A 21,821-nucleotide genomic window follows, 5' to 3' on the forward strand; every position below is an offset into this window, starting at 1 on the left:
AATGCAACCCCTGCGTCGCTGCGCTCCGACTGCCCGGCCGGATGGCCGTGGAACAGGTGGCCAGATGGCCGTGGAATGCCTGGCCAGATGAGAGCGGACTGGGTGGCCGGATGGCGTGGAATCCGCAACTAGAGCTGTTGGTCTTGGTTTTTGGCGTCACTGGGTTATTGTTGATCGCCTGGTTTATTCACCATCAATACGAGCTAAAGTCGCGTAGGCATGTAAAAAAACAACATGTTTCTGGCCAGCAGCGTGAAGCTCAGAGCCGCTGACTGTCCCTTCACCCGTGCCAGCCTTTACGGCTGGCTTCAGCATCCGGTTTTCAATGGACTGCAAGGTTTTCCCGAGCCCACTGCTCAGCAGTGGTGACAGGAATCGATTGTTGCTCGTTGAACGTGGCCGCCTTAGGCCAGGCCACACCTTTGCCTTGTGCGAATACAGCACGGTACTTCTTGATGTGGTGCGTGGGGTCTTTTTCCAGTGCCTGCATGAGATAGTCAACCGTCCACACGTTGCGTTTGAACGGGCGATCCAGAACGCGTTCCAGCATGCTCGCAACCTGCCCATACGTGACGGTGTCGCCGGCGAGATAGACAATCTGATTGCGCATGCGCGGTTCGAAGAACACGATTTGCGCTGTCAGCGTACCGATGTCGTCCGGTGTCGTGAGCGTCACGCTGTTCTCGAGGCTGCCCAGGGCGTTCACTGTGTTGTTGTCGAAGTCGACGACCTCGAACACCGGCTCGAACAGGAAGCTGGTGAACATGCCTGTCGAGATGATGACCCATTCAGTGTTGTCCTGGGCGCGCAGCAACTCACGCACATCCAGTTGGGCATCGAACAGATCCTGGGGGCTGCCCCGGCCAATCACTTCGAAATCCACGCCAAACTGCCAGGGGAAGTAGCGCTTCACGCCGGATTTGAGTGCGGCGGTTGCCAGCTTCATCGGGGTTTCTCGGCCCGCGATCATGCCCGCGCAGCCGATCACGGTATCGAAGCGTGCGAAGACCTTGGCAAGTTGATCGATTGAGTCGTTCACCAGATCTGCGGCGACCATCTGGATGCCCAGGCTGCGCAGCTCATCGATGTCTGCCTTTTTCTCGGGCGCTTGAGTGTTGATGGTCGATTCCCTGAGTAATACGCTGATGGTGGAACCGGGCGCGCGTTTGGCCTCCCGCGCCAGGTTGCGCAAAACCGGCAGGCCGAGTTCGCCGGCACCTAGAACGAGGATCGATTGAGGGGGAAGTGGGGTCATTTCAGGCATGATTTCTCCGCAGACCTGTTGGCGATAAGATGAGCCCATGCTGGCACGATTCGGCAGCGCTCATAAGAAGGCACACGTGTGATACCAGGGGTAGAAATGACCGATCAGGAAACGCTCAGCCAGGCAGAAGTTATCTGCCAGTCGCTCAGGGAGGAGGACGATGGCGTCAGGCGTGAAGTCCTTGCTCATGCCGGTAGCCGCTGGGCATTGGGCATCCTGCATGCCCTGGGTGTGTACGGTGCAATGCGTCATGCCGAGATAAAACGACAGATGACGGGTGTGACTCAGCGCATGTTGACCAAGACGCTTCGTGCCATGGAGCGCGATGGTTTGTTGGTTCGGCGCGAGTTCGGTGAAATTCCTCCCCGCGTCGAGTACGAGCTGACGCCGCTGGGCAGGGAGCTTTTGATTCGCATGTCGCCTATCTGGACCTGGGTGGTGGAAAACGTGGAGGACTTTCGCAAGGCTCGGCGTATTTTCGACAGTCAGGAAGGCAAAAAACCGGCATGGCAGGTTCCCACACCGGTTCCCGATGCGCCTCGGTAAGCGCTACTTCTCGATGAAGGCTTTGCAAGTGTATGCCTCGATCCATCCCTAGCTGTACGGGGCGCAGCGCGCCATAACCCCCTACTGTCGCAGGCACATCACCCCCGCTTGGATGCCGCGCCATGATCATGTCTACCAGCCTGTTATCAGCTTTCGTGCTGTTCGCTTTTGTCTCTTCGATCACCCCTGGGCCCAACAACACCATGTTGCTGGCCTCAGGCGTGAATTTCGGCTTTCGCCGTTCGATGCCCCATGCGCTGGGGATCAGCATCGGCTTCATGCTGTTGGTGATTTGTGTGGGGATTGGCTTGGGCGAGGTGTTCAAGCTGTTCCCGTGGGCCTACACGCTGTTGCGTTATGTCGGCGCCGCGTATTTGTTGTATCTGGCGTGGAAGATTGCCAATGCCGGCGGCATGTCTGATAACCCGGATGAACATGGCAAGCCGATGACCTTCCTCGGTGCGGCGGCCTTCCAGTGGGTCAACCCCAAGGCGTGGATCATGGCGCTGGGGGCGATCACTACCTACACGCCGGCCGAGGGTTATGTCACCAATGTGCTGGTGATCGCCCTGGTGTTTGCGGTGGTCAATTTGCCGAGCGTGTGTGTATGGGTGGGGTGTGGCAGCGGCTTGCGCAACTTGCTGCGTAAGCCGCGCTGGTTGCGGTTGTTCAACTGGTCCATGGCCGGGCTGTTGGTGCTGTCGCTGTATCCGATGCTGTTTGTGGGCTGAGGTGGCGTAGGTAACGCGTTGATTGTCAGGCCGTCATCGCAGCATAGGTATCTACATAACTTCGGCACGACGCTAAATCTGTGGCGAGGGAGCTTGCTCCCGCGACGGCCTGGCAGCCGACACAGATATAACTGACGCGCCGCGATCCAATGTGGGAGCTGGCTTGCCTGCGATGACCATAGGTATCTACACAGCTTTGCAAAGCACCCGTAGCAGCCGACGGTAACCACGATGCGAAGCGAGTCGCTCTTGATCTGCTTTTGATCTTAGGCGCCCCGTCAAACCACGCTGGCCGGAATCAAAAGTGAGCCGCTGTAAAAGCGGAACCCTAAGTGGCCGCTACCGCAGGAATGGATATGTACACGGTCCAACTGAGTTGACCGTCAGGCCGTCATCGCAGGCAAGCCAGCTCCCACATTTAGGTCTCGGGGCGTCAGGTAGATCACCGTCGGTTGGCAGGCCGTCACGGGAGCAAGCTCCCTCGCCACGATGCGGGATTAGACCGGCGAGATGGTCGCCAACATGCCGATGCCAATGGTCAATACCAAAAAGCCGAACAGGAAAATTGCCATCTTGGTCATAAGGCCTCCGAGGGGAAGGGGACGACAGGAGTGTCGGGATGGGGCTATTGTCCGCCTCAAGCGGTTTTCAATACAGGCGCAGATCGAAAAGAAAAAACCGTATCAGATCACCGCGCAGCGCCTGGGCCGTGGCTTTTCAAGCGAACAGTTTTTATCAAGATCAGTGCAATGGCCGCTGCCAGCCTCGAGCGTCACCTGAGACAGGCACTGCATTTGCCCCTAAGATAGCCCCCACTGCACAACAATAAGCGTGGGCCGACCCTCGATGGAAAGACGCCAGTTCAGCGGTGGCATGCAAGGCAAGAACCTGCGCTACCTCAGTGATAATCCCCAGCAATCGACGTCGGTCACCCGTGTCGGTTTTTTGCTGCTCGAACACTTCTCCTTGCCGGCCTTTACCCAGACCCTCGACACGCTGGTGACCGCCAACCTGTTGCGCCCTGATCTGTTCGCTACGCGCACTTTCGGGTGGGGCGAGGGCGAAGTCATCAGCGACTTGGGCCTGATCATTCGCCCGGATGCGAACCTGATGCTGGCGAGCTTGCAGGACTTGGACCTGTTGGTGATCTGCGGTGGTTTTCGCACCGAACTCAAGGCCAGCGAGCCATTTATCCAATGGCTGCGCAGTGCGGGTGAAGCGGGCGTGCGCCTCGCCGGTTTGTGGAACGGCTCGTGGTTCCTCGGGCGTGCGGGGCTGTTGCAGGGTTACCGCTGCGCCATCCATCCCGAACATCGGCCGGCACTGGCCGAAGTGTCCAAGGCGGCGCAGGTCACCAGCGAACCCTATGTGATCGACCGCGACCGCCTCACCGCGTCCAGCCCCTCGGGGGCTTTCCATATGGCCCTGGACTGGATCAAGAGCCTGCATGGCAAAGCCTTGGTCGAAGGCATCGAAGATATTCTGGCGTTCGAAGAATCGCGCTACCGCCGCATCAAACCCACCGAAAACATGTGTGTCAGCGCGCCGCTGCGCGAGGTGGTGAAGTTGATGGACGCCAACCTCGAAGAACCCCTGGAACTCGATCAACTCGCCGTCTACGCCGGCCGTTCCCGCCGTCAGCTGGAGCGTCTGTTCAAAGAACAGCTGGGCACCACGCCGCAACGCTACTACATGGAACTGCGCGTCACTGAAGCGCGACGCCTGTTGCAGCACACCGAGTTGTCACAGGTGGATGTGCTGGTGGCGTGCGGGTTTGTCTCGCCGAGCCATTTCAGCAAATGCTACAGCGCGTATTTCGGCTATCGCCCCTCCAAGGAGAAGCGGTTGGTCAAGTAGCCTGGCGGGCTTAGAAAGATTTTCAAAAGGAGTGGCAATGGATATCACGCTTTTGGATCGTTATCGCGGCAGCCTACTTGGGCTGGCGTGTGGCGATGCGGTAGGGACGACGGTTGAATTCATGCCCCGCGGCAGCTTTTCTCCCGTGACGGATATGCTAGGCGGCGGACCGTTTAGCCTCAAGCCTGGCCAATGGACTGACGATACCTCCATGGCTCTGTGTCTGGCCGAAAGCCTGTTGCGCAAAGGCGGTTTTGACGCGATGGACCAGATGGGACGTTATCTGAATTGGTGGAAGTGGGGTTACTTGAGTTCTACCGGAGAGTGCTTTGATATCGGCATGACGGTTCGCGAAGCGTTGGAGCAATTTCAGCAAAGTGGCAACGCTTTTGCGGGCTCAACGCATCCGTATTCGGCCGGCAATGGTTCAATGATGCGTCTCGCACCTGTCGTGTTGTTTTACTTTCCAGATAGGGCGGACATCCACCTGTTTGCCGAGCAAAGCTCGCGAACTACGCATGCCGCGCATGAGGCTATCGAGTGCTGCCTGCTGCTGGCCGAGGCTATCAGCAATGCCCTGAGCGGCGTGCCAAAGAAACAGGTGCTGAGTTTTTCCCACACCGCGCTGTCGGCTCCTAAGGTCAAGGCTATCGCCTCTGGCGACTATCGCGATAAAACCTCTGCTCAAATCGTTGGCTCAGGTTATGCGGTGGCTTCGCTGGAGGCCGCATTCTGGTGTTTCGATCAGACCTCCAACTTTGCTGAAGCGATACTGGCCGCCGCCAACCTTGGGGATGACGCAGACACTACTGCCGCAATCGTTGGGCAACTGGCGGGGGCGTATTACGGCGTCCAGGCTATCCCTGTCGGTTGGTTGAACAAGCTATGGATGCGCGATGAAATCCAAGAAACGGCTGATGCGTTATTCAGCACTTCGCGCCTACCACAGTAAGGTTCAGAAACGATCCAGCCGATAAGGCTGTAGTTCTGGCACCCGCTCACCCGCGGCAAGCTGCCCAACCCTCTCGGCCGTCACCGCCGCTTGTGTCAGTCCCAAATGCTGGTGACCAAATGCAAGCAGCACTTTGCCCTCGCACACCCGGTCAATGATCGGCAGCGAGTCGGGCAGGGAAGGGCGAAACCCCATCCAGGGCGTGGCTTCGCTGTCGCTCAAGTCGTGTTGGAACAGCCCTTTGCTCAACCGGTGCAACTGCCAGGCCCGTTGCATATTGGCTGGGCGGTCGAGGCCGGCGAATTCGACCGTGCCGGCCAGGCGCAGGCCGCCGGTCATGGGCGTCATGATGAATTTGCGCTCCAGTGAAGTGACCGCGAAGGGCAGGCGCTGTTGTTCGTGGGGCAGCATCAGGTGGTAACCGCGTTCGGTGTCCAGCGGCACTTGTTTGCCGGTGAGAGCTGCGGTGAGTTTGGCCGAGTGGGCACCGCAGGCAATCAGCACTTGCTGCGCTGTCAGTACGCCTTGGTCGGTCATCAGGGAAACGCCACTACCCTCCAGGCGTCCGTCCAGAACGCGCTGCTGAAGAAATTGCACCCCCTCAGCCTTGGCCGCGTTCACCAGTTCGCCAACCACCGTGTACGGGTCCAGAAAGTGTCCGGTAGCGGGGAAGAACAACCCGCCTTGTATAGCGTCGCTCAGTTGCGGCGCAGCCTTGCGCACCGCATCGCCGCTCCAGAAGTCCACTGCGACACCTTGCTGGGTCATGCGGTGCTGCACTGCATCCAGTGCAGCGCGGGATTCGGCGCGCTCATACACCAATAGCGAACCTTCTTCACGCAGCAATTGCGTTTGACCCATCGATTGCAGCAAGCGCTGCCATGCGCCCAGGCTGCCTTCGTTCAGCGCGCGAAGGCCTGCCACGGTGCGCTGGTAACGCGCTGGCCGCAGGTTGAGCAACAGGCGGATAAACCAGGGCAGGGCGCGGGGCAGGTAGGTCCAGTCCAGGCGCAGCGGGCCCATGGGGTCCAGGAGCATGGCGGGCAAGCGCTTGAGGATCGACAGGTCGGCGATGGGAAACACCTGTTCCGTCGCCAGGTGGCCGGCGTTGCCGTAGGAGGCGCCCATGCCGGGTGCCTGCGCGTCTACCACGACGACTCGCCGGCCTTGGCGTGCCAACTGCAAGGCGCAGGCGACGCCGATAATGCCGGCGCCGACCACCACGAGGTCTGCTTGCTTGGGATCGGCCATGATTATGCTTCTCGCTGGCCGTCGAGCAGGCGCCGCAACCGCAGCGGGTTGTCGTGCTGCAGCGCGGTGGGAAGTAAGGTGTCCGGGAAGTCCTGGTAACACACCGGGCGCAGGAACCGCAAAATCGCCGCCGTGCCCACCGACGTACTGCGCGCATCCGAAGTCGCCGGAAAGGGCCCGCCATGCACCATGGCGTCGCACACTTCTACGCCAGTCGGCCAGCCGTTCACCAGCAGGCGCCCAGCCTTGCGCTCCAGCACCGGCAGCAATGCCCGCGCCTGTGGCAGGTCGTCGTCATCGATGTGCAGGGTGGCGGTGAGTTGACCTTCCAGGTGCTCGGACACCTGGCGCATTTGCTCGACATCACGGCACTGCACCACCAGCGAGGCGGCGCCGAATACTTCGGCTTGCAGGTGTTGATTGTTCAGGAACGCCTCGGCCTGGGTCACGAACAGATGGGCCTGGCCCTGGTTCGGCCCGGTCGCTGGCAAGCCCTTGGCGGCGATGTGAGCGTGCTGGGCCAGGGTCTTCAGGCCGGTTTCGTAAGCGCTGAAGATGCCCGGTGTGAGCATGGTCTGGGACGGGCAACGCGAGAGCCGCTCACTGGCAGACTGAATAAAACGGTCCAGAGCGGCGCCTTGCAGGGCAATCATCAGGCCAGGGTTGGTACAGAACTGGCCGGCGCCTTGGGTCAGCGACGCGACGAATCCTTCGGCCAAGGCTTCGCTCCGAGCTTCAAGCGCAGCAGGAAACAGGTACACCGGGTTGATCGAGCTCATTTCTGCGTACACTGGGATCGGCTCCGGGCGTGCCTGCGCCGCTTGGCACAGGGCAATACCGCCACTGCGCGACCCCGTGAAGCCCACAGCCCGGATGCGCGGGTCGCGCACCAATGCGATACCCATCTCGTTACCCGCACCATAGAGCAGTGAAAACACACCCTCCGGCAAGCCACAATCTTTGACCGCCCGGGCGATGGCGCGGCCCACCAGCTCGCTGGTGCCGGGGTGCGCGTTATGCGCCTTGACGATCACCGGGCAACCGGCGGCAAGGGCCGATGCGGTATCGCCGCCCGCCACGGAGAAGGCCAGGGGGAAGTTGCTGGCACCGAACACGGCTACCGGGCCCAGGGCGATATGGCGCTGGCGCAGGTCGGCACGGGGCAGGGGTTGGCGCTGGGGCTGTGCGGTATCGACGCGCACGTCGAGCCATTCGCCCAGGCGCACGGTGCGGGCAAAAGCGCGCAGTTGCCCGCAGGTACGGCCGCGTTCACCTTCAATGCGTGCGCGAGGCAACCCGGTTTCGGCGCAGGCGCGTTCGATCAACTCATCGCCCAAGGCTTCGATGTGGCTGGCGATGGTTTCAAGCAACGCGGCGCGATCTGCCAAGGTGGTTTCGCGGTAAGCGTCGAACGCGGCCCACGCCAGTGCGCAGGCCTGGTCGACGTGCTGCTCATCCCCGCAAGCGTAGGCGGGTTCCAGTGGGGTGTTGGTAGCGGGGTTGATCGCCCGGATCGCATCGCGATGGCCGCAAACCGATTGCTGACCGATCAGCATCTTGCCTGTCAGAGTCATGGTGAAATCCTGGTAAACAAAAGAGGTGTTGTAGGAGCGAGCTTATGTGGCGAGCAAGCTTGCTTGCGCTGGGGTGCGAAGCGCCCCCAATAAAAGCCGGAGACTGCTGCGCAGTCAGCGGGAGCAAGCTCCCTCGCCACAGCAAGCTCGCTCCTACACAAAATCAAACGACGTTCTGTTCGGCCGACCAGTTGGCATACCACTGGCGGAACAGCGCGTACTGCTGCTCGGCATACCGGCGCTGGGCAGCGCTGAGCTCGTCGGTTTCGTTGAAGTGCAGGGCGTAACCCTGGTTGCCGTTGAGCACCATCAAATGCTTGTAATACAGCACCAGGTCGCAGCCCTCGTCGAACGATGACAACACCGCCAGTGCAGCTTCCAGTTCGCGGGCCTGGCGACGCGCCTTGGCATCGCCCTTGGCGGCCTTTTTGCTCAGGGCCACCAGTTGCAGCACCTCGCGGGGCAGTGCATTGCCGATGCCGGTGATAGCGCCGGTGGCGTTGCAGTTGACGAAGCCGTGTACCACCTGGGTGTCGACGCCGACCATCAGGGTCACATCATCATCCTGGGAGGTGATGTTTTCGGCGGCGTAGCGCAGGTCGGCGGCGCCGCCGAACTCCTTGAAGCCGATCAGGTTCGGGTGTTCGCGGCGCAGTTCGAAGAACAGGTCGGCGCGGGTGGCGAAACCATAGTAGGGGCTGTTGTAGATCACCGCCGGCAGGTTGGGGGCGGCGTTGAGGATTGCTGCAAAGTGGGCCTTTTGCGCAGTGACCGAAGCCCCTCGGGACAGCACGCGGGGAATCACCATCAAACCATCGGCGCCGACTTTGGCGGCATGGGCTGCGTGGGATACGGCTTCACGGCTGTTCACCGCCCCCGTACCGACGATGGTCGGCACACCCGCAGCCACCAGGCGCGCCACGCCTTCCTGGCGCTGGGCCTCGGTGAGCAGCGGCCAGTCGCCCATGGAACCGCAATACACCACGGCACTCATGCCGATATCGATCAGCTCGCGGCCCTTGGCCACCAGTGCGTCGAAGTCCGGTTGGCGCTCGGCGGTGCAAGGGGTCATCAGGGCGGGCATGCAGCCGGTGAAGATGTTGTCGCTCATGGTGCTAACTCCGGTTTCAGTTGAATGAATAATGGGCTCAGATGCCCCAGGCAAACGGGTCTTGTTCGTCGATCAGCAAAGTGCTGTCGGCGGTCATGTAGGCGCGGCCGGTGATGAATGGGCGTACGCGTTCGCCGTCCCATTCATAGCGGCCTAGGAACTGGCTGCCGGTGATGCTGGCTTGTACCCAGGGTTCTCCGGCGGCCAGTTTTGCGTCGGCGGCCAGGCAGGCGAGCTTGGCGCTGGTGCCGGTGCCGCAGGGGGAGCGGTCATAGGCTTTGCCGGGGCACATTACGAAGTTGCGGCTGTCGGCGTGGGCGTCGTCGGCGAACAGTTCGATATGGTCGATCAGCGCACCGTCTGCGCCACGGATGCCTTGGGCTTCGAGGGCTTTGAGCATGGCCCAGGTGTAGTCGGTCAGGGCCTCCACGTTGTCCATCTGCAACTCATGGCCGTGGTCCGACACCAGGAAGAACCAGTTGCCGCCCCAGGCGATGTCGCCCAGCACCACGCCATGCCCAGGCACTTCAACCGGCACCTGCTTGCGGTAGCGGTAAGCGGGTACATTGCGCAGGGTCACGCTGCCGTCGTCGTGCAAGGTGGCCGCGACCGGGCCGACCGGCGTGTCAAGGCTGTGCACGCCCGGTTGGATCAGCCCCAGGTGGTGCAGCGAGGCAACCAGGCCGATGGTGCCGTGGCCGCACATGCCGAGGTAGCCGGCGTTGTTGAAGAAGATCACCCCGCAGGTCGCCCCCGGCGTGACTGGCGCACAGTACAGCGCGCCTACCAGTACATCGTTGCCCCGTGGCTCCAGCAGGCAGGCGCGGCGCCATTGATCGTGGTGGGTGCGCAGGTGCTCCAGTTGCTCGGCGATCGAGGCACCGACCAGTTCGGGAAAGCCGCTCATGACCAGGCGTGTAGGTTCACCGCCGGTGTGTGAGTCAATCACATGCAGCCGTTTCATAAGGCGCTCCATCAGTGGGTAGTCGGGGATAGTGGGGCGCTGTAGTGCGCGTCGCTGACGGCTTCGCTTTCGTCCTCTTCCTGCTCCAGGCGTACCCAGTGGGCGGGTACGCCGGTGGCGGCGCCCCAGTAGTAAATGCCCAGGGCGCAGGCCGCCACCACCAGGGTGTCAAACGGGTGGCTGATCACCCCGATACCGCCAAAGCTGCCGAGTTTGGAGAGCAGGATGGTCACGGCGTAGAAGCCGATCAGCCAGGCCGAGGAGCGTACTTGTTGCTTGAGGTTCAGGTGCGCGGTCGGCACCCAGCGCGCGCACAGCAGGTACACCGCAAACATTAGAATTTGCAGGCCCAGCAGCCAGGACACGGTGTTCCAGCCCGACCAGTACACGATCAACGCAGCGATGATGAATGACAGCGGGCCCAGCACCGCCATGCCCTTGACCCGAAACGGGCGCGCCATGTCCGGTGCATTGCGGCGCAGGGCGGCGACTGTCACCGGGGCCACGGCATAACTGAGGATCAGGGCGGCGGACACCACGTTGATCAGCGCTTCCCAGGACGGGAACGGCAAGGTCCAGAACACCGACAGGCCAAAGGTCAGCCACAGCGCCGGGCGCGGGATGCCGGACTTCTCATCGATGCGCGTGAATATCTTGAAAAAGGTGCCGGTCTGCGCCCATCCATACACCACGCGCGGGGTGGCGTTCATGTAGATGTTGCCGCAGCCGCTGGGGGAGATCACTGCATCGGCCACCACCAGGTAGGCCAGCCAGCCCACGCCCAGCGCCAGGGCGATATCGCGATAGGGCAGGGCCAGTTCCTTGCTGATGCCGGCCCAGCCATTGGCGAGCATTTCGGTAGGTACGCCGCCGAGGAACGCGGTTTGCAGCAGCACATAGATGGCCGTAGACAACAATACCGAGAGGATCAAGGCGATGGGGATGGTGCGCTGTGGGTTTTTCACTTCGCTGGCCACCGAAATGATCGGCGTCAGGCCCAGGTAGGCAAAGATCACCCCGCCTGCCGACACGGCCATCTCGATGCCCGACAAGCCGAACGGTGCAAAGCCATGCACCTGGAAGTTCTCCGGCTTGAAGAAGGTGAACAGCACGCCGATCACCAGCAACGGCACGATGAACTTGAATACGCTCACCAAGTTATTGGCGATGGCAAAGGTCTTCACGCTGCGGTAATTGAGCACAAAGAACAGGCACAGCAAGGCAAATTGCACCAGCCAGCCCAGGGTGGTGGGGTCGCTGGAGCCGGCCTTGGTCAGCTCTGGAAACCAGGCTGCCGCATATTGACGCGAGGCGACCACTTCAATCGCCACCAGGCTGGAAAACGCGATCAGCGTGATAAAGCCCATCAGGTAGCCCAGCAGCGGGCCATGGGAATACACCGGGTAGCGCACCACGCCGCCAGCGCGGGGTAGGGCGGCGCCCAGTTCGCAGTAGACAATGCCCAGCAACAGCACGGCGAAACCGCCCAGCAGCCAGGAAAAAATCCCCGCCGGGCCTGCGATGGCAGACACGTGACTGGCGGCGAACAACCAACCCGATCCGAAGATGGCTCCCAACCCGATAAAGGTGAGGTCCATCAGTGACAGCTGTTTCTTGAACTTGCCTTGGCCTGACATAGCGGCGCCTTCTTGTGAGTTATTGGATAGGCATGCAGTGGCGCTATCCTGAACCCATCAGGCAGGCTGACGATTGATGTTTTGCGCAGGGATGGATGACGAATTCAGCACAATTTGCCGCGCTCGACAGCGCTCGTTCCATGGCGCAATCTGCTGGCTGTCGACGAATAAAAGGGCAGATAAAGTCATGTTGCAGAGCGCGTTCGCGAGCCTTTTCCAGGGCAGCCGACCCCACAACATCGAGCAGCTATTGAGCGGGGTAGAGCAGTTGCTGCCGATGCTTGATGTACTGCCCAACGCCGCGATTTTCATCAAGGACATCGACGCTCGCTACGTGCTCGCCAACCGCACCCTGGTGCAACGCTGCGGCCTCAAGCACCTGCAACCGCTGCTGGGCAAGACCAGCGCCGAAGTGTTTCCCGCACAATTGGGCCCCGGCTATACCGAACAGGACCGTCGTGTGCTGAGGCAGGGCCTGGTGTTGGAAGATCAACTCGAATTGCACCTCTACGGCACCCGCGAACCCGGCTGGTGCCTGACCCACAAGTGGCCGCTGTACAACCAACTCGGCGCGATCATTGGCCTGGCCGGAATTTCGGTGGACTTGCAGTCTGCCAGCGAAACCCACCCGGCCTATCAGCGCCTGGCGGCGGTGGACGAACACATCCGCAGCCACTTCAACCGCCGCGTCACCCTGGGGGAATTGACCCGCATCGCCGGGATTTCCGTGGCGCAACTGGAGCGCTACTGCAAGCGCGTCTTTCACCTCACCCCCCGGCAAATGATCCAGAAAGTCCGGCTGGAACACGCCCGGCGGTTGTTGCATACCGAGCTGCCGATTACCGAGGTGGCGCTGCAATGCGGCTACACCGATCACAGCGCGTTTACCCGGCAGTTCAAATCTTCAACCGGGTTCACCCCGAGGCAGTACCGGCAAGCGACGCAAGGCGGCGGGCCAGATGAAAATCTAATGTGGGAGGGGGCTTGCCCCCGATAGCAGTGTGTCAGTCAGGATATTTTTATCTGATCCACCGCCATCGGGGGCAGGCACCCTCCCACATTTGGATGAAGTCAAGTCGATGCAACGAATGCCGCCCACGCCCCTCATATGCTTACACCGACCCTTTTCACCACGACAGGTACCGAGCTTATGACCGCGGCGAACAACGATCATGTGAACTGGCTGGTGCAACATTCCATGCTCCACGCAGCGCGGCAGCGGGCCAAGCTGTATTCGGGGCAAGGCCGCCTGTGGCAGCAGCCTTATGCACAGACCCGGCCGCGTGACGCTTCGGCCTTGTCGTCGGTGTGGTTCACGGCCTACCCCGCGTCGATTGTCACCCGCGAAGGCGGCACCGTGCTGGAGGCGCTGGGGGACGAAACCCTGTGGCATACCCTGTCGAAGATCGGCATCCAGGGCATTCACAACGGCCCGCTGAAGAAGTCCGGTGGTTTGTCTGGCACCGAGCACACCCCGACCATCGACGGCAATTTCGACCGCATCAGCTTCGACATCGACCCGCAACTGGGCACCGAGGCACAATTGCAGGCCTTGACGCGCATGGCTGCCGCGCACAATGCGGTGATCATCGACGATGTGATCCCGTCGCACACCGGCAAGGGCGCGGACTTTCGCCTGGCAGAAATGGCCTATGAGGACTATCCCGGCCTGTACCACATGGTCGAAATCCGCGAGGAAGACTGGCCGTTGCTGCCCGACGTGGCTGCCGGACGCGATGCACAAAACCTCAGCCCCTCCCAGGTAGACGCACTGCGCGACAAGCACTACATCGTCGGCCAATTGCAGCGGGTGATTTTCTTCGAGCCCGGCGTCAAAGAAACCGACTGGAGCGCCACCCCGGTGGTGCTCGGCGTAGATGGCAAGCCGCGGCGCTGGGTGTACCTGCATTACTTCAAGGAAGGCCAGCCGTCGCTCAACTGGCTCGACCCTTCGTTTGCTGCGCAGCAGATGATCATCGGTGATGCGCTGCACGCCATTGATGTGATGGGCGCGAAAATCCTGCGCCTGGATGCCAATGGCTTTCTCGGCGTGGAGCGCAAGCTCGATGGCACGGCCTGGTCCGAAAGCCATCCGCTGTCGATCACCGGCAATCAGTTACTCGGCGGCGCCATTCGCAAGGCGGGCGGGTTCAGTTTTCAGGAACTCAACCTCACCGTGGACGACATCGCGTCCATGTCCCACGGCGGCGCTGACCTGTCTTATGACTTCATCACCCGGCCGGCCTACCAGCATGCATTGCTGATGGGCGACACCGAGTTCCTGCGTCTGATGCTGCGCCAGATGCACAGCCTCGGCATCGACCCCGGCTCGCTGATTCACGCGCTACAGAACCACGATGAACTGACCCTGGAGCTGGTGCACTTCTGGACGCTGCACGCCCATGACAGCTTCCTGTTCCAGGGCCAGACCTTCCCCGGCAACATCCTGCGCGAGCATATCCGCGAACAGATGTACGAACGCCTGACCGGTGAGCATGCGCCGTATAACCTCAAGTTCGTGACCAACGGCGTGTCCTGCACCACCGCCAGCATCATCACCGCAGCCCTGGGTATTCGTGACCTGGAGGCGATCACCCCGGCGGATATCCAGCAGATTCGCCAGATCCATTTGCTGCTGGTGATGTACAACGCCATGCAACCTGGGGTGTTTGCCTTGTCCGGCTGGGACCTGGTGGGCGCGCTGCCGTTGGCGGCCGAAGAGGTGGCGCATTTGATGGCCGATGGCGACACACGCTGGATTCACCGTGGCGCCTATGATCTGGTAGACCTGAACCCCGACGCCGAACTGTCAGCTGGGCAAATGCCGCGCTCCAAAAGCCTGTATGGCAGCCTGAACAGCCAACTGCAGGACCCGGAGTCCTTTGCCTCCCAACTGCAAAAAATCCTCGCCGTACGCCGCGCCTACGACATCGCCGCCAGCCGCCAGATCCTGGTGCCGGACGTCGAGCATCCAGGCTTGCTGATCATGGTGCACGAACTACCGGCGGGTAAGGGCACGCAAATCACTGCGCTGAACTTTGGCGCCACGCCGATCACCGAAACCCTGCACCTGCCCAACATCGCACCGGGGCCGGTGGTGGATATCATCAATGAGCGGGTGGAAGGCGATTTGACCGAGGAGGGCGCGTTCACGATTACGTTGGACGCGTATGAAGGGTTGGCGTTGCGGGTGGTGAGCAGCACGCCGATGTAAAGGCGACGAAACGGTAACTGTGGCGAGGGAGCTTGCTCCCGTTGGACTGCGTAGCAGTCCCAGCCTTTTTGAACAAAAGAGCGGGGCGGCTTCGCGCCCCAACGGGAGCAAGCTCCCTCGCCACAGGTCAGTGTTTGTTGGCTAACAGCGCCGTGCCACGCGATCAGTGGTGCTTGTTCTTGTGCTTATGCTTGTTGCCTTTGTGCTTGCCGCCACCCGAACGATGACCGCTCTCGTCATCCGCCAGGTTGTTACCCAGCGCGCCACCGGCTGCGCCACCCACGCCGGCGCCGATGGTTGAACCGGTGGTGCCGCCCAGGCGATTGCCAATCAGCGAACCGCCTGCCGAGCCCAAACCTCCGCCAATCGCCGCTTCGGTCTTGTTGCCCTTCTGCGCACCCACTGCACTCCCGGCTGCGCCCCCCACGCCGGCGCCGATGGCCGCACCTGTCGAGCCACCAAGCTGCTGGCCCACCACGTTGCCCAATACACCGCCGACACCGCCTCCCAGCGCCGCCGTACCATCTCCAGCGGCCAGGGCCCCTTGGGAGATCAGAATGCCCAATGCCAGGGCCGGGAATGTCATTTTCATTTTTTTGTACCTCAAGGGCTGTCTCAGGCGCTCACGGGGTAAAGCACGCCTGGCATTTTGATTAGAGCACACGCCATAACACTTGGGCTTGGGTGATCGCCCCTTGCACAAGAAAATTTTTTTCAGCCCTCTTGAATTCCTTTTACGCGTCCATAAATTTTTGATCACGCGATGCCGAATCCGGGTCGCGTACTAAATCACTTGGAGAAACTCAGGAGATTTTAAAATGGCTACTACCCTGTCGTTGGCCCCACTGTTCCGTCAATCGGTGGGCTTTGATCGCTTCAATGACCTGTTCGAGTCGGCGCTGCGCAGCGAGGCTCCGAATTCCTATCCACCTCACAACGTGGAAAAGCACGGTGACGACGCGTACCGCATCGTGATCGCCGTGGCTGGCCTGACCGAGGAGGATCTGGATATCCAGGTCGAGAGGGGTGTATTGACGGTTTCCGGCGGAAAACGCGAAACCGACGATAAGGTCGCTTACCTGCACCAGGGCATTGCCCAACGTGCGTTCCGGTTGTCGTTCCGCTTGGCCGACCATATCGAAGTACGTGGCGCATCCCTGACCAACGGTTTGCTCAACATCGACCTGCTGCGTGAAGTGCCTGAAGAGGCCAAGCCAAAACGCATCATGATTGGTGGTGAGGCCAAACCCGAGCTGCGTCAGGTCAGCTTGCAGTAAAACAATCGGCGGTAAAAAGGCGCTCTACGGAGCGCCTTTTTTGTGCGCGCCGCAAACGCAGGCCGGCTAAGCCTGGGTATTGGGTGCAAACAACTGCCTGGCCTCGGCAAAACACTTCTCTGCAATGACCGAGCGCGGTTCGGTCTTGCGCATCACCATGCCCAGGGGCGCAAGGACGCTGGCATCCGGCAGGTGGATAAACGCCAGGTTCTCGATGGGGCTTTCCAGACCGCTGTCCAACGGCATGATCGCGCAACAGAAGCCTTCGTGGATGGCCTGGAACAGTTGAAAGGTGGAGTCGCTTTCCAGAATCGGCTGGGGATCGAGACCGCGGCTGCGGAAACTCAAGTCGATGGATTTTCGGTAGTGCATGCCATTGCTGATCATCCCAAGGGGCAGTTCGGCGGCTTCTTCCCAGCTCATCTGTGTGCCTTCGAAGTGGAAGTGGCGGGTGTCGTACAGCAGGCCGACGCGGGTTTCGCCCAGCTCGAAAAACTCCAGGTAATTGGGGCTGACGTGGTCCAGGTAGCACACGCCCAGGTCCAGTTGGTTGGTGCCCAAGGCTTCGATGATTTTGTCCGAACTCATGGAGGTGAGGCTGAACTTGAGTTCCGGGAAGCTGTGGGACAAGCCCTGGATAAAGCTGATCGGGTTGAAGCCGCTCAGGGGCACCAGGCCCAGGCGGAGGTTACCGACCAACTGGCCGCGGCACGCAGCGGCTTCGGCGAACAGGCCGTCGTGGGCGGCGAGCAGGGTCCTGGCCCAGGCCAATACGCGTTCGCCGGCCTGGGTGAAACCTTCGAAGCGTTGGCCGCGGGTTACCAGCTCCAGGCCCAGTTCCTCCTCCAGGTTGCGCAGGCGCATCGACAGGGTGGGCTGGGTGATGTTGCAGCGCGCGGCGGCCTGACCGAAATGGCGGGTCTGCTCCAGCGCGATCAGGAATTTAAGCTGCTTGATGTCCATGAAGGCACCTGCCTGGAAATAAGTGAACGGTCATGATTGGCGCAAGTGCCTGAAACCCACGGGGTGGAGCCGATGATCGCATTGTAACGACCGCCACGTCCAAGTGCCCTTGCCACCGTGCGGCTGCATTGTTCCATTTTTGAGATGGAGCGGCCCGTTTCAGCCACTACCTAACCCTGAACGCGATGCTTAAGGTGGTCCCACTGTTTTTTGGATGGGCCAACGTCTACACCCAGGCCGTGCCGCACTATCAGCTTCTCATCGAGAGCTACATCAAGGCTCAGGAAGTGGCAAACAACCACGAAGTACTAGACTCACAGCGCAAGTAAATACGCTGGGGTCTTTTGCGGCGAGCCCATGTTGGGCGCTGCCTTTTTATCAGGAGTATGAAGATGTCTACACCTTACGTTCGCTTGGACAAAGACAACGCCGCTGTGCTGTTGGTCGACCATCAGGCCGGCTTACTGTCATTGGTCCGCGACATTGACCCGGACAAATTCAAGAACAACGTGCTGGCCCTGGCTGACCTGGCCAAGTACTTCAAGTTGCCGACGATCCTGACCACCAGTTTCGAAACCGGCCCCAATGGCCCGCTGGTGCCCGAGCTCAAGGCACTGTTCCCGGATGCGCCGTACATTGCGCGCCCAGGCCAGATCAATGCCTGGGACAACGAAGACTTCGTCAAGGCCATCAAGGCCACCGGCAAGAAGCAATTGATCATTGCCGGCGTCGTGACCGAAGTGTGCGTGGCGTTCCCGGCGCTGTCGGCCCTGGCCGAAGGCTTTGAAGTGTTTGTGGTCACCGACGCCTCCGGCACTTTCAACGAACTGACCCAACAGTCCGCCTGGGCCCGCATGTCGGCCAACGGCGCGCAACTGATGACCTGGTTTGGCCTGGCCTGTGAGCTGCACCGCGACTGGCGCAACGACATCGAGGGCTTGGGGACGTTGTTCTCCAACCACATTCCGGACTACCGCAACCTGTTCACCAGCTACAACGCGTTGACTGAAGGCAAGTAAGCCTGATGGAAGGCGGCCGCTAGCCGTGGGGGGAGCGGTAGAACGCCTATTTCCCTGACACCCCTAGGTCCAAATGTGGGAGCTGGCTTGCCTGCGATGGCGGCATTGCGCCTGGCACCTATTTATCTGACACCGCGCGATCCAGCTGTGGGTGTCAAGTAAATAGGCGTTGGCTGTCAGACCGTCATCGCAGGCAAGCCAGCTCCCACAGTTGGATGGCGCAGCTTCAATGGGATCAGCTTCGACCGTCACGGGAGCAAGATCAGTACCGCTAGAGGGATGACAACACTGTAGTCGTATTTTGTTACTAACCCATGCCCTAAAAATACAGCGCTGTGGCGGCAAAGCGGGACAAAACACCCCCTCGCCATTCAATTTTCATAAAAATGTAACAACCCTGCTTCACAGTTCGGGAGCCCGTCACCACAACGAGTTCCTTTTAATGAAAAGCTTGATGAAGTCCGCAGCACTCGCCGTTACGGTATCCCTGTGTGCCTCCTCCTTGACCTTCGCCGCCGAAAACGTGCGCCTCACCGGCTCCGGCGCCAGCTTCCCTGCACCGATCTACCTCACCTGGTTCAAGGATTTCAGCAAGAAGACCGCTGGCGTCACCGTGGATTACCAGTCCAAGGGCAGCGGCGCAGGTGTGCAGGACTTCCTGAATAAAACCGTCGACTTCGCCGCCAGTGACTCGGCCATGAAAGACGAAGACATCGCCAAGGTCGCCGAAGGCGTGCAGTTGCTGCCAATGACTGCCGGTGAAATCGTGCTGGCCTATAACCTGCCGGGCAATCCCAAGGGCCTCAAGCTGCCACGCGATGTTTACTCCAACATCTTCCTGGGCAAGATCACCAAGTGGAACGACCCACAGATCGTCGCCGCCAACCCGGACCTGAAACTCACCGACACGCCGATCACCGTGGTGGTGCGCGCAGACTCCAGCGGCACCACGGCGGTATTCACCAAGCACCTGGCGACCATCAACCCTGAATTCAAAACGGCACTGGGGGAGGGCAACACCGTCAACTGGCCGGCCAGCGACAAATTCATCAAGTCGCCCAAGAACGATGGTGTGACCGCCACCGTACGCCAGACCCCAGGCGCGATTGGCTACATCGAGTACGGTTTCGCCAAACTGGCCAAGGTTGACTTCGCCCAGTTGCAGAACAAGGCCGGCCAGTACGTGGTGCCGAACGCCGAAAGCGGCGCCGAGGCCCTGGCCGCAGTGAAGATGCCGGAAAGCCTGGTGGCCTGGTTGCCTGACCCGGACGGTGCCAAGTCTTACCCGATCACCTCTTACACCTGGATGATTTTCCGCAAGGACAACGGCAACCCTGCCAAGGCCAAGGCCATGCGCGAAATGGTTGAGTACAGCCTGACCGAGGGGCAGAAAATCGCCGACTCCATGGGCTACATCCCGCTGCCGCCATCGGTGGTCGAGCAGGTTCGCAAGGCATCCGCCAACATTCAGTAACACCCGTGAGGCCGCTCTCGGTGTGGGCTGTTTGCCGCGCCGGGGGCGTTTCCCCCCTGTTCCGGAATTAGCCAATGAACAAACCTTTCGTCGTACCGGTTAACCGGGATTCTGCCTGCCAACCTCCCTCGGCCAAAGACTTCCTGGTCGATCGCACCTTCCGTGGGCTCGCGCGAATCGGGGTGGTACTGATTCTGGCGTTGGTCGCAGCCTTGGTATTCGAGGTGGGACGCAAGGCCTTGCCGGGCATGGAAAAGCACGGGTTCGATGTGCTTTTTGGCAGTGTCTGGGACGTTAACCAGGGCAAGTACGGGATCTTGCCGGCCATTTGGGGCACGCTCTACAGCGCTTTCATCGCGCTGATGATTGCAGGCTTTTTCGGTGTCAGCATGGCGATTTTCCTGACTCAGGATTTTCTGCCGGCCAAGCTGGCGGCTGTGTTTCGCACCATCGTTGAACTGCTCGCGGCTATCCCCAGCGTGGTGTACGGCCTGTGGGGCATCTACGTGGTGATCCCGGCCATTCGGCCACTGACCACCTGGTTGAACAGCGAACTGGGTTGGATACCGTTTTTCGGCACGTCCCTGAGCGGGCCGGGGTTGCTGCCTGCGGCGCTGGTGTTGGCCATCATGATTCTGCCGACGATTGCCGCCGTATCCCAGGACGCGCTCACCAGCGTGCCGATGAAGACCAAGCAGGCCGCCTACGGCATGGGCACCACCCATTGGGAGGCGATTCTCAAGGTGATGGTGCCATCCGCCGCCACCGGTATTTTCGGCTCCCTGGTACTCGGCCTCGGCCGTGCGCTGGGCGAAACCATGGCGCTGGCGATGCTGGTGGGCAACGTCAACAACATTTCCCTCTCGCTGTTCGCGCCGGCCAATACCTTGGCAGCCTTGTTGGCGCTGAACTTCCCCGAAGCCGGGCCCAACGAGGTGGAGGTATTGATGTACGCCGCTCTCGTCTTGATGTTCATCACGCTGCTGGTGAATGTCATCGGTTCCATGATCATGCTCTACGCCCAACGGGGTAACCGATGATGACGAATCTCACATCCCCTATCACCGCTGTGCCGAGCCTGCAGCGCAAGTTCGAAGGCCGCGCCTTGCGCAGTCTGGTGTTGACCACATTGGTATGGTTTGGCGCGCTGCTGGCCAGTGTGCCGCTGATTTCCGTGCTCTACATGCTGATCACCCGTGGCGGCGCACGCCTGAGCCTGGAGGTGTTCACCGAACTGCCGCCCACCGGCTTCGAAACAGGCGGCGGTTTCGGCAACGCCATGGCCGGCACCTTTGTGATGGTCGGTATCGCTGCGGCGATTGCGGTGCCGGTCGGCATCATGGCCGCGATCTTCCTGGCCGAACTGGGGCCGGACAGCAAATTGGCCAACGCTGCACGCTTTGCCGCCAAGATGCTCACCGGCTTGCCTTCGATCCTGGCCGGCGTGTTTGCCTATGCCTTGGTGGTGATGACCACCGGCACCTACTCGGCACCGGCCGGCGGCGTGGCCCTGGCGGTACTGATGCTGCCCATCGTGGTGCTGACGGCTGAAGAGTCGATGCGCATGGTGCCCAAGATCATGAAGGACGCCGCCTATGGCATGGGCTGCACCCGCTCCCAAGTGATCTGGAAGATCATCTTGCCGACCGGCCTGCCAGCGATCCTCACCGGCGTAATGCTTGCAGTGGCACGTGCCGCAGGCGAAACCGCGCCGTTGTTGTTCACCGCGCTGTTCAGCAACTACTGGATCTACCACGACGGCGACTTGGCGGTGATGAACCCCACGGCCTCCCTTGCAGTGTTGATCTACAACTTTTCCGGCATGCCCTTCGACAACCAGCTGGAGCTCGCCTGGGCGGCCTCGTTGGTGTTGGTGATGATCGTGCTGGTCGTGAATATTGTGAGCCGTATCTTCGGCAAGCCTAAGTATTAAGAACGGGAGCATCTGAATCTTGAACGTCTCAACTGCGCAAATAGCCGCTCCGTT

The 21,821-nt window shown here is 60.8% G+C and carries 21 protein-coding genes and 1 pseudogene; 14 read left to right on the forward strand and 8 right to left on the reverse strand.

All coding sequences use genetic code 11. The annotated features are described in order from the left end of the window. A partial coding sequence (locus GIW79_RS16730; RefSeq protein ID WP_236456598.1) for a hypothetical protein occupies window positions 1-272 on the forward strand: 272 nt, incomplete at its 5' end. Window positions 273-322: 50 nt separating this feature from the next. Here GIW79_RS16730 and GIW79_RS16735 read toward each other — a convergent pair. Beyond that, entirely contained in the window at window positions 323-1,264 is a 942-nt protein-coding gene (locus GIW79_RS16735; protein ID WP_034127534.1) for an aromatic alcohol reductase, read from the reverse strand. Window positions 1,265-1,360: 96 nt separating this feature from the next. On the opposite strand from GIW79_RS16735, the gene GIW79_RS16740 reads away from it, so the two are divergent. The 5 genes from GIW79_RS16740 (at window position 1,361) to GIW79_RS16760 (ending at window position 5,350) form a co-directional block, all read left to right on the forward strand. Further along, on the forward strand, window positions 1,361-1,810 hold the full coding sequence (locus GIW79_RS16740) for a winged helix-turn-helix transcriptional regulator (protein ID WP_034127533.1): 450 nt from the start codon (window positions 1,361-1,363) through the stop codon (window positions 1,808-1,810). Between the two features lie 122 nt (window positions 1,811-1,932). Next, window positions 1,933-2,541 (forward strand): LysE family translocator, encoded by a 609-nt coding sequence (locus tag GIW79_RS16745; RefSeq protein ID WP_197900211.1) that lies wholly within the window; start codon window positions 1,933-1,935, stop codon window positions 2,539-2,541. A 522-nt stretch (window positions 2,542-3,063) separates the two neighbouring features. After that, a complete protein-coding gene (locus GIW79_RS16750) occupies window positions 3,064-3,321 on the forward strand; it encodes a hypothetical protein (protein WP_236477389.1) in 258 nt (85 codons plus the stop codon). Between the two features lie 93 nt (window positions 3,322-3,414). Beyond that, a complete protein-coding gene (locus GIW79_RS16755) occupies window positions 3,415-4,398 on the forward strand; it encodes a GlxA family transcriptional regulator (protein WP_072446538.1) in 984 nt (327 codons plus the stop codon). Between the two features lie 37 nt (window positions 4,399-4,435). Then, window positions 4,436-5,350, forward strand: a complete 915-nt coding sequence (locus tag GIW79_RS16760) for an ADP-ribosylglycohydrolase family protein (RefSeq protein ID WP_089041771.1) — start codon at window positions 4,436-4,438, stop codon at window positions 5,348-5,350. Between the two features lie 3 nt (window positions 5,351-5,353). Here GIW79_RS16760 and GIW79_RS16765 read toward each other — a convergent pair whose 3' ends face one another. The 5 genes from GIW79_RS16765 to GIW79_RS16785 all read right to left on the reverse strand — a co-directional run bounded on the left by GIW79_RS16765 (window position 5,354) and on the right by GIW79_RS16785 (window position 11,887). Continuing rightward, window positions 5,354-6,601: an NAD(P)/FAD-dependent oxidoreductase gene (locus GIW79_RS16765; RefSeq protein ID WP_197900212.1), complete on the reverse strand. Its 1,248-nt coding sequence runs from the start codon at window positions 6,599-6,601 to the stop codon at window positions 5,354-5,356. Between the two features lie 2 nt (window positions 6,602-6,603). After that, window positions 6,604-8,175: an aldehyde dehydrogenase (NADP(+)) gene (locus tag GIW79_RS16770; RefSeq protein ID WP_236453503.1), complete on the reverse strand. Its 1,572-nt coding sequence runs from the start codon at window positions 8,173-8,175 to the stop codon at window positions 6,604-6,606. 163 nt (window positions 8,176-8,338) lie between these two features. After that, on the reverse strand, window positions 8,339-9,286 hold the full coding sequence (locus GIW79_RS16775; RefSeq protein WP_054898121.1) for a dihydrodipicolinate synthase family protein: 948 nt from the start codon (window positions 9,284-9,286) through the stop codon (window positions 8,339-8,341). A gap of 37 nt (window positions 9,287-9,323) precedes the next feature. Next, on the reverse strand, window positions 9,324-10,250 hold the full coding sequence (locus GIW79_RS16780; RefSeq protein ID WP_198791315.1) for a 4-hydroxyproline epimerase: 927 nt from the start codon (window positions 10,248-10,250) through the stop codon (window positions 9,324-9,326). A gap of 11 nt (window positions 10,251-10,261) precedes the next feature. Then, on the reverse strand, window positions 10,262-11,887 hold the full coding sequence (locus tag GIW79_RS16785; protein WP_060765130.1) for an APC family permease: 1,626 nt from the start codon (window positions 11,885-11,887) through the stop codon (window positions 10,262-10,264). Window positions 11,888-12,074: 187 nt separating this feature from the next. On the opposite strand from GIW79_RS16785, the gene GIW79_RS16790 reads away from it, so the two are divergent. Both GIW79_RS16790 and treS read left to right on the forward strand, forming a co-directional pair. Further along, complete coding sequence (locus GIW79_RS16790; protein WP_102666556.1) at window positions 12,075-12,884, forward strand: AraC family transcriptional regulator; 810 nt, start codon at window positions 12,075-12,077, stop codon at window positions 12,882-12,884. Window positions 12,885-13,037: 153 nt separating this feature from the next. Further along, window positions 13,038-15,101 (forward strand): maltose alpha-D-glucosyltransferase, encoded by a 2,064-nt coding sequence (gene treS / locus GIW79_RS16795; RefSeq protein WP_054898125.1) that lies wholly within the window; start codon window positions 13,038-13,040, stop codon window positions 15,099-15,101. 163 nt (window positions 15,102-15,264) lie between these two features. Here the strand turns inward: treS and GIW79_RS16800 are convergent, their stop codons facing one another. Then, window positions 15,265-15,693 carry a glycine zipper domain-containing protein gene (locus GIW79_RS16800; RefSeq protein ID WP_034127523.1) on the reverse strand — a complete coding sequence of 143 codons (429 nt, stop codon included), beginning with the start codon at window positions 15,691-15,693 and terminating at the stop codon, window positions 15,265-15,267. Between the two features lie 226 nt (window positions 15,694-15,919). On the opposite strand from GIW79_RS16800, the gene GIW79_RS16805 reads away from it, so the two are divergent. Next, window positions 15,920-16,378 carry an Hsp20 family protein gene (locus GIW79_RS16805; protein WP_003191546.1) on the forward strand — a complete coding sequence of 153 codons (459 nt, stop codon included), beginning with the start codon at window positions 15,920-15,922 and terminating at the stop codon, window positions 16,376-16,378. 66 nt (window positions 16,379-16,444) lie between these two features. Here GIW79_RS16805 and GIW79_RS16810 read toward each other — a convergent pair whose 3' ends face one another. Beyond that, window positions 16,445-17,341, reverse strand: coding sequence for a LysR family transcriptional regulator (locus GIW79_RS16810; protein WP_096144607.1), 897 nt, complete (start codon window positions 17,339-17,341; stop codon window positions 16,445-16,447). A 215-nt stretch (window positions 17,342-17,556) separates the two neighbouring features. Here GIW79_RS16810 and GIW79_RS16815 point away from each other — a divergent pair. The 5 genes and pseudogenes from GIW79_RS16815 to pstA form a co-directional block, all read left to right on the forward strand. Beyond that, window positions 17,557-17,670: pseudogene (locus GIW79_RS16815) on the forward strand (hydrolase); the annotation flags it as partial. Window positions 17,671-17,733: 63 nt separating this feature from the next. After that, window positions 17,734-18,360 carry an isochorismate family cysteine hydrolase YcaC gene (gene ycaC / locus GIW79_RS16820; protein WP_003191542.1) on the forward strand — a complete coding sequence of 209 codons (627 nt, stop codon included), beginning with the start codon at window positions 17,734-17,736 and terminating at the stop codon, window positions 18,358-18,360. A gap of 442 nt (window positions 18,361-18,802) precedes the next feature. After that, window positions 18,803-19,834 carry a phosphate ABC transporter substrate-binding protein PstS gene (pstS, locus tag GIW79_RS16825; protein WP_054919120.1) on the forward strand — a complete coding sequence of 344 codons (1,032 nt, stop codon included), beginning with the start codon at window positions 18,803-18,805 and terminating at the stop codon, window positions 19,832-19,834. 74 nt (window positions 19,835-19,908) lie between these two features. Continuing rightward, window positions 19,909-20,874: a phosphate ABC transporter permease subunit PstC gene (pstC, locus tag GIW79_RS16830; RefSeq protein WP_236453505.1), complete on the forward strand. Its 966-nt coding sequence runs from the start codon at window positions 19,909-19,911 to the stop codon at window positions 20,872-20,874. Further along, window positions 20,874-21,767 carry a phosphate ABC transporter permease PstA gene (gene pstA, locus GIW79_RS16835; RefSeq protein ID WP_014718563.1) on the forward strand — a complete coding sequence of 298 codons (894 nt, stop codon included), beginning with the start codon at window positions 20,874-20,876 and terminating at the stop codon, window positions 21,765-21,767. Before pstC ends, pstA begins: the two co-directional genes overlap by 1 nt. Window positions 21,768-21,821: the final 54 nt, after the last annotated feature.

This window comes from Pseudomonas sp. PA-7-1E, from assembly GCF_021605325.1.
GTDB classification, from domain to species: Bacteria; Pseudomonadota; Gammaproteobacteria; order Pseudomonadales; family Pseudomonadaceae; genus Aquipseudomonas; species Aquipseudomonas fluorescens_BV.

Coding starts and splice junctions, on each gene's coding strand:
- GIW79_RS16735 (WP_034127534.1), bottom strand. CDS start 1,264: ATGCCTGAAATGACCCCACTTCCCCCTCAATCGATCCTCGTTCTAGGT.
- GIW79_RS16740 (WP_034127533.1), top strand. CDS start 1,361: ATGACCGATCAGGAAACGCTCAGCCAGGCAGAAGTTATCTGCCAGTCG.
- GIW79_RS16745 (WP_197900211.1), top strand. CDS start 1,933: ATGATCATGTCTACCAGCCTGTTATCAGCTTTCGTGCTGTTCGCTTTT.
- GIW79_RS16750 (WP_236477389.1), top strand. CDS start 3,064: ATGCCGATGCCAATGGTCAATACCAAAAAGCCGAACAGGAAAATTGCC.
- GIW79_RS16755 (WP_072446538.1), top strand. CDS start 3,415: ATGCAAGGCAAGAACCTGCGCTACCTCAGTGATAATCCCCAGCAATCG.
- GIW79_RS16760 (WP_089041771.1), top strand. CDS start 4,436: ATGGATATCACGCTTTTGGATCGTTATCGCGGCAGCCTACTTGGGCTG.
- GIW79_RS16765 (WP_197900212.1), bottom strand. CDS start 6,601: ATGGCCGATCCCAAGCAAGCAGACCTCGTGGTGGTCGGCGCCGGCATT.
- GIW79_RS16770 (WP_236453503.1), bottom strand. CDS start 8,175: ATGACTCTGACAGGCAAGATGCTGATCGGTCAGCAATCGGTTTGCGGC.
- GIW79_RS16775 (WP_054898121.1), bottom strand. CDS start 9,286: ATGAGCGACAACATCTTCACCGGCTGCATGCCCGCCCTGATGACCCCT.
- GIW79_RS16780 (WP_198791315.1), bottom strand. CDS start 10,250: ATGAAACGGCTGCATGTGATTGACTCACACACCGGCGGTGAACCTACA.
- GIW79_RS16785 (WP_060765130.1), bottom strand. CDS start 11,887: ATGTCAGGCCAAGGCAAGTTCAAGAAACAGCTGTCACTGATGGACCTC.
- GIW79_RS16790 (WP_102666556.1), top strand. CDS start 12,075: ATGTTGCAGAGCGCGTTCGCGAGCCTTTTCCAGGGCAGCCGACCCCAC.
- treS (WP_054898125.1), top strand. CDS start 13,038: ATGACCGCGGCGAACAACGATCATGTGAACTGGCTGGTGCAACATTCC.
- GIW79_RS16800 (WP_034127523.1), bottom strand. CDS start 15,693: ATGAAAATGACATTCCCGGCCCTGGCATTGGGCATTCTGATCTCCCAA.
- GIW79_RS16805 (WP_003191546.1), top strand. CDS start 15,920: ATGGCTACTACCCTGTCGTTGGCCCCACTGTTCCGTCAATCGGTGGGC.
- GIW79_RS16810 (WP_096144607.1), bottom strand. CDS start 17,341: ATGGACATCAAGCAGCTTAAATTCCTGATCGCGCTGGAGCAGACCCGC.
- ycaC (WP_003191542.1), top strand. CDS start 17,734: ATGTCTACACCTTACGTTCGCTTGGACAAAGACAACGCCGCTGTGCTG.
- pstS (WP_054919120.1), top strand. CDS start 18,803: ATGAAAAGCTTGATGAAGTCCGCAGCACTCGCCGTTACGGTATCCCTG.
- pstC (WP_236453505.1), top strand. CDS start 19,909: ATGAACAAACCTTTCGTCGTACCGGTTAACCGGGATTCTGCCTGCCAA.
- pstA (WP_014718563.1), top strand. CDS start 20,874: ATGACGAATCTCACATCCCCTATCACCGCTGTGCCGAGCCTGCAGCGC.